The organism is Bacillus sp. ZY-1-1, assembly GCF_003047165.1.
Classification (GTDB): Bacteria; Bacillota; Bacilli; order Bacillales; family Bacillaceae; genus Bacillus; species Bacillus velezensis.
In genome coordinates this window covers 3,870,001-3,885,000 of the sequence record NZ_CP027061.1, presented here as the reverse complement: position 1 = coordinate 3,885,000, position 15,000 = coordinate 3,870,001, and the positions used below count along the sequence as shown (strand labels likewise).

Genomic DNA, 15,000 nt, shown 5'->3' with positions numbered 1-15,000 from the left:
ATGTCCATCGAACAGCAGGCTGAACATGTTGACAAAGTCAAACGTTCTGAACGGGGCGTTATTACAAATCCCTTCTTTTTAACACCTGATCATCAAGTATTCGATGCGGAGCATTTGATGGGGAAATACAGAATTTCCGGTGTTCCGATCGTAGATAATAAAGACGATCAAAAGCTTGTCGGTATCATTACAAACCGTGATCTTCGCTTTATCTCTGATTATTCAATGAAAATCAGTGATGTCATGACAAAAGAAGAGCTGGTTACGGCTCCTGTGGGAACCACATTAGACGAAGCAGAAAAAATCTTACAGAAACATAAAATTGAAAAACTTCCGTTAGTGGATGACCAAAACAAATTAAAAGGTCTTATCACGATCAAAGATATTGAAAAGGTTATCGAATTCCCTAATTCATCTAAAGATGAACACGGACGCCTTATTGTCGGCGCTGCGGTAGGCGTGACAGGCGATACAATGACACGCGTCAGCAAGCTTGTTGAAGCGAATGTCGACGTTATCGTGGTTGATACGGCTCACGGACATTCCAGAGGCGTACTGAACACAGTTGCGAAAATCCGTGAAACATATCCTGAACTGAACATTATCGCAGGAAATGTTGCAACGGCTGAAGCGACAAAAGCTCTGATTGAAGCCGGAGCAAATATTGTCAAAGTGGGAATCGGGCCTGGTTCTATCTGTACGACACGCGTCGTTGCAGGTGTAGGCGTACCGCAGATCACTGCCATTTATGATTGTGCCACTGAAGCGAGAAAACACGGCGCGACAATTATCGCAGACGGCGGTATTAAATTCTCCGGAGATATTACGAAAGCGTTGGCTTCAGGCGGACATGCCGTAATGCTCGGAAGCCTGCTTGCCGGTACTTCAGAAAGCCCGGGAGAGACTGAAATCTATCAGGGCAGAAGATTTAAAGTGTATCGCGGTATGGGTTCTGTTGCTGCCATGGAAAAAGGCAGTAAAGACCGATATTTCCAAGAAGAAAATAAGAAATTCGTCCCTGAAGGTATCGAAGGACGGACTCCGTACAAAGGTCCTGTAGAAGAAACAGTGTATCAGCTTGTCGGCGGTCTTCGTTCAGGTATGGGATATTGCGGTTCAAAAGACTTGCGCGCTTTAAGAGAAGAGGCTCAATTCATCCGTATGACAGGTGCCGGTCTTCGCGAAAGTCATCCGCATGATGTCCAAATTACGAAAGAATCACCAAACTACACAATCTCATAATTGTTACAAATAAAAAACATTTGACAGGGTCGCTGACTCTGTCTATTTTTTTTATATCGAGTGTGATAAAATTTATACTGTTGTGTTTTGAATTTGAATATGTCCTTAACGGCTTAATTATAGATTTAAAATGAATGACGGAGGTCGTAAGATTGAACATCACGAAATGGAAACAGCTGTTGGTGTCATTAGTGGTACTGGCACTGGCCGCAACTTGCTTTGTTCCGATGTCTAAAGCGGAGGCAGCCGGCAATGACCCGATTGATGTCAACGCATCAGCTGCGATAATGATTGAGGCTTCATCGGGAAAAATTTTATACAGTAAAAATGCAGACAAAAGACTGCCGATTGCCAGCATGACAAAAATGATGACTGAATATCTGCTTCTGGAAGCCATTAAAGAAGGAAAAGTGAAATGGGATCAAACGTATACTCCTGATGATTATGTCTATGAAATTTCTCAAGACAACAGTTTATCAAACGTCCCCCTTCGAAAAGACGGCAAATACACGGTTAAAGAACTGTATCAGGCCATGGCGATTTACTCTGCTAACGGAGCCGCGATTGCAGTTGCCGAAATTCTTGCCGGAACTGAAACGAAATTTGTCGCTGAAATGAATGCGAAAGCCAAAGAATTAGGCATGACAAACTATGATTTTAAAAATGCCACAGGGCTTGTGAATGAAGATCTTCACGGCAAACAGCCGCAAGGAGAAGGCGTTAAAGAAGAGAGTGAAGTTTCTGCTAAAGACATGGCGCTTCTTGCAGACCGCCTGATCACTGATTATCCGGAAGTTCTCAAAACAACAAGCATCGCTAAAACGAAATTCAGAGCCGGCACTGATGATGAAATGGACATGCCGAACTGGAACTTCATGTTAAAAGGTCTTGTTTCTGAATACCCTGGCGTTGACGGCTTAAAAACGGGTTCTACTGATTCTGCGGGATCTTGTTTTACAAGCACAGCACAGCGGAACGGAATGCGGGTCATCACCGTTGTATTAAACGCAAAAGGCAACCTGCATACCGGACGTTTTGATGAAACGAAAAAAATGCTCGATTACGCATTTAACAGCAATTTCTCAATGAAAGATCTTTACCCTGAAGGCTCTCAAGTAAAGGGGCACAAAACGGTTGACGTTGAAAAAGGGAAAGACAAGCAAGTCGATATTGTTACTGACAAGGCGCTTTCTATTCCTGTGAAAAGCGGGGATGAAAAGAACTATAAAGCCGAAGTGACTATAGATAAAAAAGAAATCACGGCTCCTGTGAAAAAGGGAACGAAAGTCGGAACGCTGACAGTTACATACAAAGGCAGTGACAAAGACTATGGCTTCCTCAAATCCAAAGAGTTCAGCGTGAATCTTGTAACGAAAAATGATGTAGATAAAGCAAACTGGTTTGTTCAGATGATGCGCGGCATCGGCGGATTTTTCTCCGGTATCTGGAACAGCGCCGTTGACACGGTAACAGGCTGGTTTTAAGAAATAAGAAAGAGCTCTGATGAAAGTTAGGGCTCTTTTGCTTAATATACTGAAAAAACCAAATTATTAGTAAAAAAATGATATCTATCTTATTCATCTCGCTGTAAAATAAGAATACCCATATGAAATATTGTATTTCTGGGATACAATAAGAGATAGACATTATCTAACTATACATTGACTAGGGGGACCAAATAATGGCTCAAACAGGTACTGATCGTGTAAAACGCGGCATGGCGGAAATGCAAAAAGGCGGCGTCATCATGGACGTAGTAAATGCTGAACAAGCGAAGATTGCGGAAGAGGCGGGAGCTGTTGCCGTAATGGCGTTAGAACGCGTTCCGGCTGATATTCGCGCTGCCGGCGGTGTTGCCCGCATGGCTGATCCGACAATCGTTGAAGAAGTAATGAATGCTGTATCCATTCCCGTAATGGCAAAAGCGCGTATCGGACATATCGTTGAAGCGCGTGTCCTTGAAGCAATGGGAGTAGATTACATCGATGAAAGTGAAGTTCTGACTCCGGCTGACGAAGAATTTCATTTAAATAAAAATGAATATACAGTCCCGTTCGTATGCGGCTGCCGTGATCTCGGCGAAGCAACGCGCCGTATCGCCGAAGGAGCTTCCATGCTTCGTACAAAAGGCGAACCGGGAACAGGAAACATTGTGGAAGCTGTCCGCCATATGAGAAAAGTAAACGCGCAAGTGCGCAAAGTTGTTGCGATGAGCGATGATGAGCTGATGACTGAAGCTAAAAACCTCGGCGCTCCTTATGAACTGCTTCTTCAGATCAAACGTGACGGCAAACTGCCTGTAGTGAACTTTGCTGCCGGCGGAGTAGCGACGCCTGCTGACGCGGCATTGATGATGCAGCTTGGCGCTGACGGCGTATTTGTCGGTTCAGGTATTTTCAAATCAGACAACCCTGCTAAATTCGCCAAAGCAATTGTTGAAGCAACGACTCATTATACAGACTACAAACTGATCGCTGAGCTTTCTAAAGAATTAGGCACAGCAATGAAAGGCATCGAAATCTCAAATCTATTGCCGGAACAGCGTATGCAAGAACGCGGCTGGTAAAACCATAGGAGAGCTGTAAGCATGTTAACAATTGGTGTACTTGGACTTCAAGGAGCAGTAAGAGAACATATTCGTTCAATTGAAGCATGTGGTTCAAAAGGTGTCGTCATTAAGCGTCCTGAACAGCTGAATGACATCGACGGCTTAATCCTGCCGGGCGGGGAAAGCACGACGATGCGGCGTTTAATGGATACGTATCATTTTATGGAGCCGCTTCGCGAGTTTGCCGCTCAAGGCAAGCCGATGTTCGGCACATGCGCCGGTCTGATTATCTTAGCCAAAGAGATAGCGGGAACGGATAACGCTCATTTAGGGCTGTTGAACGTAGTTGTCGAGCGTAATTCCTTTGGCCGTCAGGTCGACAGCTTTGAAGCTGATCTGACGATTAAAGGCCTTGATGAGCCGTTTACGGGTGTATTTATTCGCGCACCGCATATTTTAAAAGCCGGAGAAGATGTTGAAGTGCTTTGTGAGCATAACGGACGCATCGTGGCTGCAAAGCAGGGAAATTTCCTCGGCTGCTCGTTCCATCCTGAACTGACGGATGATCACCGGGTGACAGAGCTGTTTGTGAAGATGGCGGAAAAGCATAAGCAGGAAACAGCTGTATAAAACAGTTGAAAACCGCTGATACTTATAGTACATTATAATCACAAATAAAGATCGAAAAGCGTTGACAGGAAGCAGTAGGAAGCCCCTCTTTCAAAGAGAGCCGATGGGTGGTGCGAATCGGTGAAAGATGCTGTCCGAATCCGTCCTTGAGCGAAATGCTGAAAACAAGTAGGCATTTACGGGAAAACCGTTATGTGTTAAAGCGGAAAGCAAGTGTGAGCTTGTTTTCAATCAGGGTGGCAACGCGAGAGCTCTCGTCCCTTTTAGGGGATGAGGGCTCTTTTTTATTTTCGATAAAAACAGATAGGAGTTGTTAGGCATGATTGATACGAAGGTGCTGAGAGCCAATTTTCAAGAGGTAAAAGCGAAGCTCATTCCAAAAGGCGAAGACTTATCTGACTTTGACAAGTTTGAAGAGCTGGATGAAAAGAGAAGAGAGCTTATCGGTAAAGTAGAAGAACTGAAGGGAAAACGCAATGAGGTGTCTCAGCAGGTCGCCGTTTTGAAACGGGAGAAAAAAGACGCTGATCATATTATTAAAGAGATGCGTGAAGTAGGCGAAGAAATTAAGAAGCTTGATGAAGAGCTTCGTACTGTCGAAACGACGCTCGAAACCATCCTTCTGTCTATTCCGAACATCCCGCACGATTCAGTTCCCGTCGGAGAAACGGAAGATGATAACATTGAAATTCGCAAGTGGGGAGAGGCGCCGGCATTTTCATATGAGCCGAAACCGCATTGGGATATCGCAGACCGCTTAAACATTCTTGATTTCGAACGCGCTTCAAAAGTAACAGGCAGCCGGTTTGTGTTTTATAAAGGATTAGGCGCCCGCCTCGAACGCGCGCTCTACAACTTTATGCTGGATCTTCACGTGGATGAATATGATTACACGGAAGTCATTCCTCCTTATATGGTAAACCGTACGAGCATGACAGGTACGGGACAGCTTCCTAAATTTGAAGAGGATGCTTTTAAAATCAGAGAAGAGGATTATTTCTTAATTCCGACGGCGGAAGTGCCGATTACAAATATGCACCGCGATGAAATCTTATCCGGTGAGAACCTGCCGATCAATTATGCCGCGTTCAGCGCCTGCTTCCGTTCAGAAGCGGGATCCGCCGGCCGTGATACACGCGGTTTGATCCGTCAGCATCAGTTCAACAAGGTTGAGCTTGTAAAGTTCGTGAAGCCGGAAGATTCTTATGAGGAGCTTGAAAAACTGACAAATCAAGCTGAGCGGGTGCTTCAGCTGCTTGAACTGCCGTATCGCGTCATGAGCATGTGTACCGGTGATCTCGGCTTTACAGCTGCGAAAAAGTACGATATTGAGGTATGGATTCCAAGCCAAGACACATACCGTGAAATTTCTTCTTGCAGCAACTTTGAGGCCTTCCAGGCAAGACGTGCGAACATTCGTTTCAGACGCGAAGCGAAAGGCAAGCCTGAGCATGTGCATACATTAAACGGTTCAGGTCTTGCAGTCGGCAGAACTGTAGCTGCCATCTTGGAAAACTACCAGCAGGAAGACGGAAGTGTCATCATTCCTAAAGTGCTTCGTCCTTATATGGGAAATAAAGAAGTCATCAAACCATAAAAAGGTGCGCCCTAGAGGCGCGCCTTTTTTGCTGCCCGGTATAGAGCGGCGGCATTCCGGGCTGTACTTTCCAGGTTAAAACGGCCGGATGCTAAGGCGTCTTCAAGACTTACAGCGCCGGGCACGATAGAAAATACAGCTGTTATTCCTGCGCTGTAAACATGCTCAAAATTTTTGCCTAAGGAGCCCGCCAATGCGATAACGGGAATTTCTTGAGCGGCTGCGCGTGCGGCGATCCCGGCGGGGGTTTTGCCGAATATCGTTTGTCCGTCAATCTGGCCCTCTCCGGTAATGACAAGGTCAGCATCTCTTATCTGATCTGAGAAGGACAGTGTATCTAATACAACGTCAATCCCGCTTTGAATTTCTGCCTGTAAGAAAGCGATCAGTCCAGCGCCCAGCCCCCCTGCGGCGCCCGCGCCTTTTACGGTATCCGCTTCGATATCGTGCTGACGTCTCAATACGTCAGCGAAATGGTATAAATTGCGATCCAATACAACTTTAGTCTTCTCGGACGCCCCTTTTTGCGGGCCGAAGACATATGACGCGCCGTTTTCACCGGTCAGGGGATTTTCGACATCACATGCGGCACGAAAACGGATATGTTTCAGATCAGGGGAGAGCCCGCTTATATCAATAGAAGCTAGGGTGTGCAGAGCGCCTCCGCCGTCATGTATCTCCTGACCTTCCTCATTTAAGAAACGCACACCGAGCGCGCTCGCCATTCCTGTTCCGCCGTCATTGGTTGCACTCCCGCCAAGCCCGATGATGATCTCACTCGCCCCGCGGGAGGCTGCATCCGCTATCAGTTCACCCGTTCCTCTTGTCGTTGTGTTCAACGGATCTCTGAGATGGCGGGGAACGAGATGGAGTCCCGATGCTTCCGCCATTTCAATGACTGCCGTGCGTCCGTCTCCCAGAAGTCCATATGCGGCGTTTACCGGCGTTCCCAGCGGACCGGTCACAGTTTTTTTGATGATGCTTCCGCCAGTGGCATCCGTCAAAGCCTGAACGGTTCCTTCTCCGCCATCAGCCGCGGGTATCTTGGTATATTCCGCGTCAGGGAAAACCGCTTTGAATCCTTTTTCTATGCTGTCAGCTGCTTCTTTTGATGTCATGCTTTCTTTGAAAGAATCGGGTGCAATGATGATTTTCATTATGTTCTCCACCTTTATGAGCAGGTTATCTGTTTGAATCTATTCTTGATTTTTACTGTGTTTTCCTGCCCGTATGGCATACTGAGGTTGAATTGGACGCAAGACTTTTGTATGATAGTAAAGCTGACGGAAAAGCTGTTTAAGAAATGAAATAAAAAATATGAAAAAGCGCTTGACTGAAATTTGGGTCATGTGGTATATTATTAAATGTCGATACGGAGGAATACCCAAGTCTGGCTGAAGGGATCGGTCTTGAAAACCGACAGGGGTGTCAAAGCCCGCGGGGGTTCGAATCCCTCTTCCTCCGCCATATTGATTTTAAACCTAATGAAACTCGAGCATATATTGGAGATTGTTTTGTCCGCTGCATGTGATGCAGCGGATTTTTTATATGCAAAAAAAGCGATTTTCTCTGTTCGGGGAAAATCGCTTTGCTATTTTTATTTGTTTCTGTTTCCGTTGATCACGTGACTGATTTTTTCGATCAAAGGTTCCAGTGACTGTTCATCAGCTTCAAGGTCATAATCTTCAATGCGTACTTTCAGCACAGGGCAGGCGTTAAAACCGCTTATCCAGTCTTCGTACCGTGTATACATCTCTTCCCAATAGGAGCGGTTTGTCTGCAGCTCCATCTCGCGGCCCCGCTTTTCAATCCGGCTTATAATGTATTCAAGGTCGCCTTCTAAATAGATCAAAACATCAGGATGCGGGAAATACGGCGTCATGACCATCGCCTCAAATAGGCTTGTGTATGTTGTGTAATCTGTCAGCGACATGGTTCCTTTATCGGCATGCATTTTTGCGAATATGCCTGTATCTTCATAAATCGAACGGTCCTGCACGAATCCGCCGCCTGATTCAAACATGTTTTTTTGCTCTTTGAACCGCTCAGCCAGAAAATAAATTTGCAAATGGAAGCTCCAGCGTTCAAAATCGTGATAAAACTTCTCTAAATAAGGGTTTTCATCCACTTCCTCAAGTGAGGTATGAAACCCGAGCCGTTTTGCTAAAGCTTTGGTCAAAGTCGATTTTCCGACTCCTACCGTTCCTGCTACTGTTATAATGGCATTGTTTGGAATATGAATGTCTTTCATTTAATAAGCTCCTTTACCTGACGGGCAATTCTTTCATAGTCTGTCTTATTCAAAACAAAGTCTTCAGTATCACCGTCAATGGTCAGTACAGATATATCCGGATCTTCTTCCTGAAGCTGTCTGATGGCTGTGTCGTAATCTGCAATGAGATGTTCCAGATATTGATGTTCGATATTTTTCTCAAACGGGCGCCCGCGTTTTTCAATGCGTTGAAGCAATGTCGGCAGGCTTGCCTTTATGTATACAATGATATTCGGCTTCGGCAGGTCGTGAGTGAGCAGATGATAGATCTGCTTATACTTCTCAAGCTTTTGGCCGTGCAATGTACGCTCTGCGAAAATAACATTTTTATAAATATGATAATCGGACAAAACGGGCTGTCCTTGTTTTAAATAATCTCGATCGGTGTCTTCAAGCTGTTTATACCTGTGACATAGAAAAAACATTTCAAGCTGGAAACTCCACTCCTCGATATTGTCATAAAACTTATCGAGATAAGGGTTGTCTTCCACAATCTCATTAATCATAGGAAAACCGAGCTCTTCAGAAAGCATCGTAGCGAGTGTCGTTTTTCCTGCCCCGATAGGACCTTCTACCGCGATAAAAGGGGCTCTGTTCATTGAAAATCCTCCTTAATTCTGCAAACATCCGTCAGCTGCCGGCCTTTATATTGTATCACACTCACAGAAAAGCCCATGAAAAAAGACGCTTCCAATTAACGAAACGTCTCTTTTACAATATGAAATTGATCGCCGAGCAAAAGCCAGTTTTGCGGGAAAGAAAGGCCGAGTTTCCAATAGCTGATTCCTCTTAAATGAAGTTCTTTAATTAAATTGAATTTCGCTTGAATGGATCGTGCGTCTTCAAACCATACTTCATGCCGTTTCTGATTTGCATCCGTGTATCGGAAGAAGGGAGCCTGGGCGGTTTCGTCATATTGAATGTCGACTTTATAGCGTGCTGCCAGAGCGATTGCCTGCTGAGGACTGACGGCTTTCGCTGTCGTTCCCTGTTTGAAAGGCAGTGTCCAATCATAGCCGTACATATTCTGGCCCATGACGATTTTTGAAGAAGGCATTTCCGTCAGCGCGTACTCAATGACATTTCTTACAGGGCCGATAGGTGATACGGCCTGAGCCGGGCCTCCGCTGTACCCCCACTCATATGTCATAATCACGACGAAATCGACGATTTCTCCATGTGCCCTATAGTCATGAGCTTCGTACCATTTGCCGGCCTGAGTCGCGCTCGTTTTCGGAGCAAGCGCCGTTGAAATCTTCCAGCCTTCCCGATGAAAAATCGTTCTCGCTTCACGTAAAAAACGATTGTAGGCTTCCCTGTCCTGGGGGCGTAAATATTCGAAATCAAAGTGAATATCGCGAAAGCCGTACTTTTTAGCCGTGGAGACGATTTCCTGAAAGAGTTTTGTTTTCACTGTATTGTCGTTCAAGATGAGCCGCCCGAGTTCATCGCTGAATGCGTCATTTTCAAGGTTGGTGATGATCATCATCAGTGTGGTGTTGTGCCTGTCACTGATGCTTTTTAAATTGGTCAGAGGCGGTTCCTTTAAAGTTCCGTTCCGCTGCACTTGAAAACTGAATGCGCCGAGGTATGTTAAATAAGGAGAGGCCTCCCTTGCCGCCTGCTGCAGATTAGCGCTTACGCTCGTTCCCCGCGGTTCTATATATGCGTTTGATTCGATATCGGGCTTATTCGCCTGCTGCGGAATGTAAAGGCGGGTTCCGACTCTCAATGTGGTGCCGGGCTGAATTCCGTTCACCCTCGCAAGCTCCGCGGCCGATATATGAAAACGGCCGGCGATTGACGCGAGAGTATCACCTTGTTTTACTTCGTAATATTGACCCTCAATCGGGATGACAAGGGTTTGTCCGACAACCAATGTATTGGGATTAGGCAGTTTATTTGCTTCCGCAATGACATTTGCGGCTGTCCGGTAGCGCGCCGCAATAGCGGAAAGCGTGTCGCCCCGTTTCACTATATAGATCTGAATGAAAAACGCCTCCTTTCATATCCGCTATCAAATATATGAAAAAAGGAGGCTGATCATGTTTATTTTTCGGCGGTAATTTGTTTTTCCGTGGTTATTTCTGCGAAGAGAACATTCTCCATCATGGTCAAAGCGAAATCATTGTCTTCGTCGTTATTGGAAGCGGTGCAGTCTTTCGGAATGGCAATGCTGTATTCTCTCATATAAGCGTCGTTGGCCGTGAACAGCACACAAATGTTCCCGGCAATCCCCGTGATGATTAATCGGTTCACTTGTAATTCGGTCAGAAGGGTGTGAAGCGCCGTTTCGTAAAAAGCGGAATGCTTCGGTTTAATGAGAAAATAATCATCCGGCTGAGGCGAAATATCTTTTATAATGGAGGCGCTTCTGTCGTTGCTGCATTCCTCCCTGATGGCATCAATATCAGCCTTCCAGAGCCCGTAATGATCATTAATATAAATAATCGGCCAGTTGCTTTGTTTTGCATGCTTCTTTAATGATAAAATACGGGGGACAATTTGTTTGGTTTTTTCAGCAAGACGTTCGCCCATATCAAATTGAAAATTGTTGATCATATCGACAATCAGAAGGGCTGTGTTGTTAGGTTCAGACAATACCGGCAACTCCTTTCTGCTGGGGTATTCCTATTTTAACCTTTATGAGACATGAAAAAACTTAAGAAGAGAGCTCGAACCGATGAATGATGAATATTATATGAGAGAAGCCATAAAAGAAGCGAAGAAAGCCGAAGAGAAAGGTGAAGTGCCGATCGGAGCAGTTCTTGTTCTGCACGATGAGATCGTGGCGCGGGCGCATAATCTGCGGGAGACTGAACAGAGGTCGCTTGCCCACGCCGAAATGCTGGCGATAGACGAAGCGTGCCGTAAGCTGGGGACATGGAGACTTGAGGATGCCGTTCTTTATGTCACTTTGGAGCCGTGTCCGATGTGCGCGGGAGCCGTCGTGCTTTCGAGAGTCGATAAGGTCGTATTCGGCGCATTTGATCCCAAGGGGGGCTGTACAGGAACGCTGATGAACCTCTTGCAGGAAGAGCGGTTCAACCACCAAGCGGAAGTGGTGAGCGGCGTGCTCGGAGAAGAGTGCGGAGAAATGCTCAGCGCTTTTTTCAGAAAGCTGCGCCGGCAAAAGAAAGACATGAGGAAAAAGTTGTCTGAGTAGTACGGTTGCATTTTCTGCCTGAAGCAGATATACTTATGTGTGCATCATGAATGGTGCGCATATCAAAATTTGATATTTATTTTGCCGTGCTAAGCGGGGAGGTAGCGGTGCCCTGTACCCGCAATCCGCTCTAGCGGGGCCGAATCCCTTCTCGAGGTTCGTTTACTGTAAGGTCTGCCTTAAGTAAGTGGCGTTGACGTCTGGGTCCTGCGCAATGGGAATTCATGAACCATGTCAGGTCCGGAAGGAAGCAGCATTAAGTGAAACCTCTCATGTGCCGCAGGGTTGCCTGGGCTGAGCTAACTGCTTAAGTAACGCTTAGGGTAGCGAATCGACAGAAGGTGCACGGTAAATCAATCATCAAATTTCAGACTCACCTGTTATGGCAGGTGAGTTTTTTCGTATATGAAAAACGGGTTTTGGCGTTAAAAGCACGTTCATGTATAATAAACATGATGAATAACAGAGGAGGGCGCATCCTGTGGGTTACCAAGCTTTATATCGAGTATTTAGGCCTCAGCAGTTTGAAGATGTGGTCGGACAGGAACACATTACGAAAACGCTGCAAAATGCCCTTTTGCAAAAGAAATTTTCTCATGCATATCTGTTTTCTGGACCGCGGGGAACGGGAAAAACCAGTGCAGCTAAAATATTTGCGAAAGCAGTCAACTGTGAGCACGCCCCTGTAGAAGAACCGTGCAATGAGTGCGCGGCATGCAAGGGGATCACAAATGGCTCTATATCAGATGTGATTGAAATAGATGCGGCGTCGAATAACGGCGTAGACGAAATCCGCGACATCCGTGACAAAGTAAAATTTGCCCCGTCGGCCGTTACTTACAAGGTATATATTATAGATGAGGTGCATATGCTCTCTATCGGCGCATTTAATGCGCTTCTGAAAACGCTGGAAGAACCGCCGGCACATTGCATTTTCATATTAGCTACGACTGAGCCTCATAAGATTCCTTTAACCATTATCTCCAGATGTCAGCGTTTTGACTTCAAACGGATTACATCCAAAGCAATTGTCGGACGAATGAAGACAATCGTCGATGCAGAGCAGCTGAAGGTGGAAGAAGGAGCCCTTGATATCATAGCGAGTGCTGCGGACGGAGGAATGAGGGACGCGCTGAGCCTGCTCGATCAAGCTGTATCATTCAGCGGCGAGGAGCTGTCGGTGGATGACGCTTTGCTCATTACCGGAGCCGTTTCTCAGCACTATATTGGAAAACTGGCATCTGCTCTTCACCGCAAACAGGTTTCCGAGGCATTGGAAACACTGAATGAATTGCTCCAGCAGGGGAAAGATGCGGCCAAACTGATTGAAGATATGATTTTCTATTTCAGGGATATGCTCTTGTACCAGGCCGCTCCCGGTTTAGAAGGAGTCCTGGAGAAGGTGAAGGTCGATGAAACGTTTCGGAATCTGAGCGGTGACATACCGGCCCCCGCTTTATATGAGATGATTGATATCCTGAATAAAAGCCATCAGGAAATGAAGTGGACGAACCACCCAAGAATCTTTTTTGAAGTGGCTGTCGTGAAAATATGCCAAACGGCACAGCAATCCGCCGGAGACATCCCTGAGGTCGGCATGCTGATGAATAAGATCCAGCAGCTTGAGCAGGAAGTAGAAAGGCTGAAAACCTCCGGTGTGAAGGTTCAGATGGAAAGCGCTCCGAAAGAAGCTCCGCGTCCTCAAAAAGGCGGAAAAAGCCATTATAAAGCCCCGGTCGGAAGAATTCATGAGATATTGAAGGAAGCCACAAGACCTGATCTTGAACAGCTTAAAAGCAGCTGGGGCAAGCTGCTGGCACACCTGAAACAGCAGAATAAGGTGTCTCATGCGGCTCTTTTGAATGACAGTGAACCGGTGGCCGCTGCTCAAAAGGCATTTGTGCTTAAATTTAAATACGAAATCCATTGTAAAATGGTTGCAGAAGACAATAACGGAGTCCGTACGAATCTTGAACAGATTCTCGAATCAATGCTCGGGAAAAGAATGGATTTGATTGGCGTTCCGGAAGCACAATGGGGTAAAATAAGAGAAGAATTTTTAAATGATCACCAGCAGGAAAGTGAAGGATCAAACGAACCGGCTGAAGAAGATCCGCTGATTGCAGAGGCGAAAAAACTTGTCGGAGCGGATTTAATCGAAATAAAAGACTAATAAGATGAAAGAGAGTGATTGAATATGCGTGGCGGAATGGGAAACATGCAAAAAATGATGAAACAAATGCAAAAAATGCAAAAGGATATGGCGAAGGCTCAGGAGGAACTTGCTGAAAAAGTGCTCGAAGGCACAGCGGGCGGCGGTATGGTGACTGTAAAAGTCAACGGCCAAAAAGAAGTTGTAGACGTTGCCATTAAAGAAGAAGTTGTTGATCCGGAAGATATCGAAATGCTTCAGGACCTGGTTCTTGCTGCGACAAACGACGCCCTCAAAAAAGTGGATGACATGACGAATGAGACAATGGGACAATTTACAAAAGGAATGAACATACCGGGTTTATTCTAGGGGGATAAATAAACATGCAGTATCCTGAACCAATATCAAAGCTGATTGACAGCTTTATGAAATTGCCAGGGATCGGACCGAAAACAGCGGTTCGTCTGGCTTTTTTTGTTCTAGGTATGAAAGAAGACACAGTATTGGATTTTGCTAAGGCGCTTGTCAATGCGAAGCGGAATCTGACATATTGCTCGATTTGCGGACATATTACAGATCAGGACCCTTGTTATATATGTGAGGACACAAGAAGAGATAAGTCTGTTATTTGTGTCGTGCAGGACCCTAAGGATGTGATCGCGATGGAGAAAATGAAGGAATATAACGGCCAGTATCATGTTCTTCACGGCGCGATTTCACCAATGGACGGCATCGGCCCGGAGGATATTAAGATTCCGGAGCTGCTGAAACGTCTTCAGGATGATCAAGTGACAGAAGTTATTCTCGCAACCAACCCTAATATTGAAGGGGAAGCAACAGCGATGTATATATCAAGGCTGTTAAAGCCCTCAGGCATCAAGCTCTCCCGTATTGCCCACGGTCTGCCCGTCGGCGGTGATTTGGAATATGCTGATGAGGTCACTCTTTCAAAAGCTCTTGAAGGAAGACGTGAATTGTAAGGGAGGAAAAGGCAAGGCATGGGTTTTCTTCGCAGAAATACATTAAGAAAAGAGTTTGACGAGAAGCTGATAGAACAGCTCTTTAAACAAAAAGAAGAATGGAACAGACAGAAGAGTCTGGTCGAGAAAAGTCTAGAGCCCTCCGCTGAGGTGTTGTTTGAGCTGAAAGTCGCTGAATCTAAGTACTTTTTTTATTTGAAAGAAGCGAAGCAGCGGAATTTGAAAATGAGCAGATGGAAGTAAGAGGTCTATTCTCCGGAATCTTCTCATAAGCTTGTACTAAACAAGCGAGGGGGAAGATTCATGGAGCCTTTTTTCATTATCGGTTTGATTGTCGGTCTGGTTGCTTTGCTTTTTTTATGGGGAGTATCTTCAAAACCGTTAAGGTGGATTGGTGTGACTGCCATTAAGTT

The 15,000-nt window shown here is 45.7% G+C and carries 16 protein-coding genes, 1 tRNA gene, 1 other RNA gene and 1 other annotated feature (2 of these 19 cut by a window edge); of the genes, 13 read left to right on the top strand and 5 right to left on the bottom strand.

Annotation, left to right across the window (positions count from 1 at the left end):
• The 5 genes from guaB to serS all read left to right on the top strand — a co-directional run.
• Positions 1-1,242, top strand: the 3' portion of a protein-coding gene (guaB, locus tag C5I45_RS19560; protein ID WP_003150717.1) for an IMP dehydrogenase. It extends 225 nt beyond the left edge of the window; the window shows 1,242 of its 1,467 coding nt (coding positions 226-1,467); the start codon falls outside the window, past its left edge; it ends in the stop codon at positions 1,240-1,242.
• Between the two features lie 152 nt (positions 1,243-1,394).
• The gene (dacA, locus tag C5I45_RS19555) at positions 1,395-2,726 is read left to right on the top strand and encodes a D-alanyl-D-alanine carboxypeptidase (protein ID WP_003150715.1); all 1,332 of its coding nucleotides are present in this window, start codon (positions 1,395-1,397) and stop codon (positions 2,724-2,726) included.
• A 197-nt stretch (positions 2,727-2,923) separates the two neighbouring features.
• Positions 2,924-3,808, top strand: a complete 885-nt coding sequence (gene pdxS / locus C5I45_RS19550) for a pyridoxal 5'-phosphate synthase lyase subunit PdxS (RefSeq protein ID WP_003150714.1) — start codon at positions 2,924-2,926, stop codon at positions 3,806-3,808.
• 21 nt (positions 3,809-3,829) lie between these two features.
• Positions 3,830-4,420 (top strand): pyridoxal 5'-phosphate synthase glutaminase subunit PdxT, encoded by a 591-nt coding sequence (gene pdxT / locus C5I45_RS19545; RefSeq protein ID WP_003150711.1) that lies wholly within the window; start codon positions 3,830-3,832, stop codon positions 4,418-4,420.
• A 52-nt stretch (positions 4,421-4,472) separates the two neighbouring features.
• Positions 4,473-4,685: a binding site (T-box leader), on the top strand.
• Positions 4,686-4,739: 54 nt separating this feature from the next.
• Positions 4,740-6,017 carry a serine--tRNA ligase gene (gene serS, locus C5I45_RS19540; RefSeq protein ID WP_003150709.1) on the top strand — a complete coding sequence of 426 codons (1,278 nt, stop codon included), beginning with the start codon at positions 4,740-4,742 and terminating at the stop codon, positions 6,015-6,017.
• An 11-nt stretch (positions 6,018-6,028) separates the two neighbouring features.
• Here serS and C5I45_RS19535 read toward each other — a convergent pair whose 3' ends face one another.
• Positions 6,029-7,174: a glycerate kinase gene (locus C5I45_RS19535; RefSeq protein WP_003150707.1), complete on the bottom strand. Its 1,146-nt coding sequence runs from the start codon at positions 7,172-7,174 to the stop codon at positions 6,029-6,031.
• A gap of 217 nt (positions 7,175-7,391) precedes the next feature.
• On the opposite strand from C5I45_RS19535, the gene C5I45_RS19530 reads away from it, so the two are divergent.
• Positions 7,392-7,484 (top strand) — tRNA-Ser (locus tag C5I45_RS19530).
• Positions 7,485-7,614: 130 nt separating this feature from the next.
• On the opposite strand, the gene dck is transcribed toward C5I45_RS19530, so the two are convergent.
• From dck to C5I45_RS19510, 4 genes are all read right to left on the bottom strand, one after another.
• Entirely contained in the window at positions 7,615-8,268 is a 654-nt protein-coding gene (gene dck / locus C5I45_RS19525) for a deoxyadenosine/deoxycytidine kinase (RefSeq protein ID WP_025854087.1), read from the bottom strand.
• On the bottom strand, positions 8,265-8,888 hold the full coding sequence (gene dgk / locus C5I45_RS19520; protein ID WP_003150705.1) for a deoxyguanosine kinase: 624 nt from the start codon (positions 8,886-8,888) through the stop codon (positions 8,265-8,267). Before dgk ends, dck begins: the two co-directional genes overlap by 4 nt.
• 95 nt (positions 8,889-8,983) lie before the next feature.
• Positions 8,984-10,267, bottom strand: a complete 1,284-nt coding sequence (locus C5I45_RS19515) for a glycoside hydrolase family 18 protein (protein ID WP_032858525.1) — start codon at positions 10,265-10,267, stop codon at positions 8,984-8,986.
• Between the two features lie 71 nt (positions 10,268-10,338).
• On the bottom strand, positions 10,339-10,890 hold the full coding sequence (locus C5I45_RS19510) for a cysteine hydrolase family protein (RefSeq protein ID WP_014304186.1): 552 nt from the start codon (positions 10,888-10,890) through the stop codon (positions 10,339-10,341).
• Positions 10,891-10,972: 82 nt separating this feature from the next.
• On the opposite strand from C5I45_RS19510, the gene tadA reads away from it, so the two are divergent.
• The 7 genes from tadA to C5I45_RS19475 form a co-directional block, all read left to right on the top strand.
• Positions 10,973-11,455, top strand: a complete 483-nt coding sequence (gene tadA / locus C5I45_RS19505; protein WP_003150702.1) for a tRNA adenosine(34) deaminase TadA — start codon at positions 10,973-10,975, stop codon at positions 11,453-11,455.
• Between the two features lie 84 nt (positions 11,456-11,539).
• Positions 11,540-11,804, top strand: an RNA gene (gene ffs / locus C5I45_RS19500) — signal recognition particle sRNA large type.
• 132 nt (positions 11,805-11,936) lie between these two features.
• Positions 11,937-13,628 carry a DNA polymerase III subunit gamma/tau gene (gene dnaX, locus C5I45_RS19495; protein WP_003150701.1) on the top strand — a complete coding sequence of 564 codons (1,692 nt, stop codon included), beginning with the start codon at positions 11,937-11,939 and terminating at the stop codon, positions 13,626-13,628.
• Between the two features lie 24 nt (positions 13,629-13,652).
• On the top strand, positions 13,653-13,976 hold the full coding sequence (locus C5I45_RS19490; RefSeq protein ID WP_003150700.1) for a YbaB/EbfC family nucleoid-associated protein: 324 nt from the start codon (positions 13,653-13,655) through the stop codon (positions 13,974-13,976).
• A gap of 14 nt (positions 13,977-13,990) precedes the next feature.
• A complete protein-coding gene (gene recR, locus C5I45_RS19485) occupies positions 13,991-14,587 on the top strand; it encodes a recombination protein RecR (RefSeq protein ID WP_003150697.1) in 597 nt (198 codons plus the stop codon).
• Between the two features lie 18 nt (positions 14,588-14,605).
• Positions 14,606-14,830: a YaaL family protein gene (locus C5I45_RS19480; protein WP_007408755.1), complete on the top strand. Its 225-nt coding sequence runs from the start codon at positions 14,606-14,608 to the stop codon at positions 14,828-14,830.
• A 60-nt stretch (positions 14,831-14,890) separates the two neighbouring features.
• Positions 14,891-15,000: the beginning of a pro-sigmaK processing inhibitor BofA family protein gene (locus C5I45_RS19475; protein WP_003150686.1), read on the top strand. 154 nt of this gene lie beyond the right edge of the window; 110 of the gene's 264 nt are visible here — the first part of the coding sequence; it begins with the start codon at positions 14,891-14,893; the stop codon falls past the right edge of the window.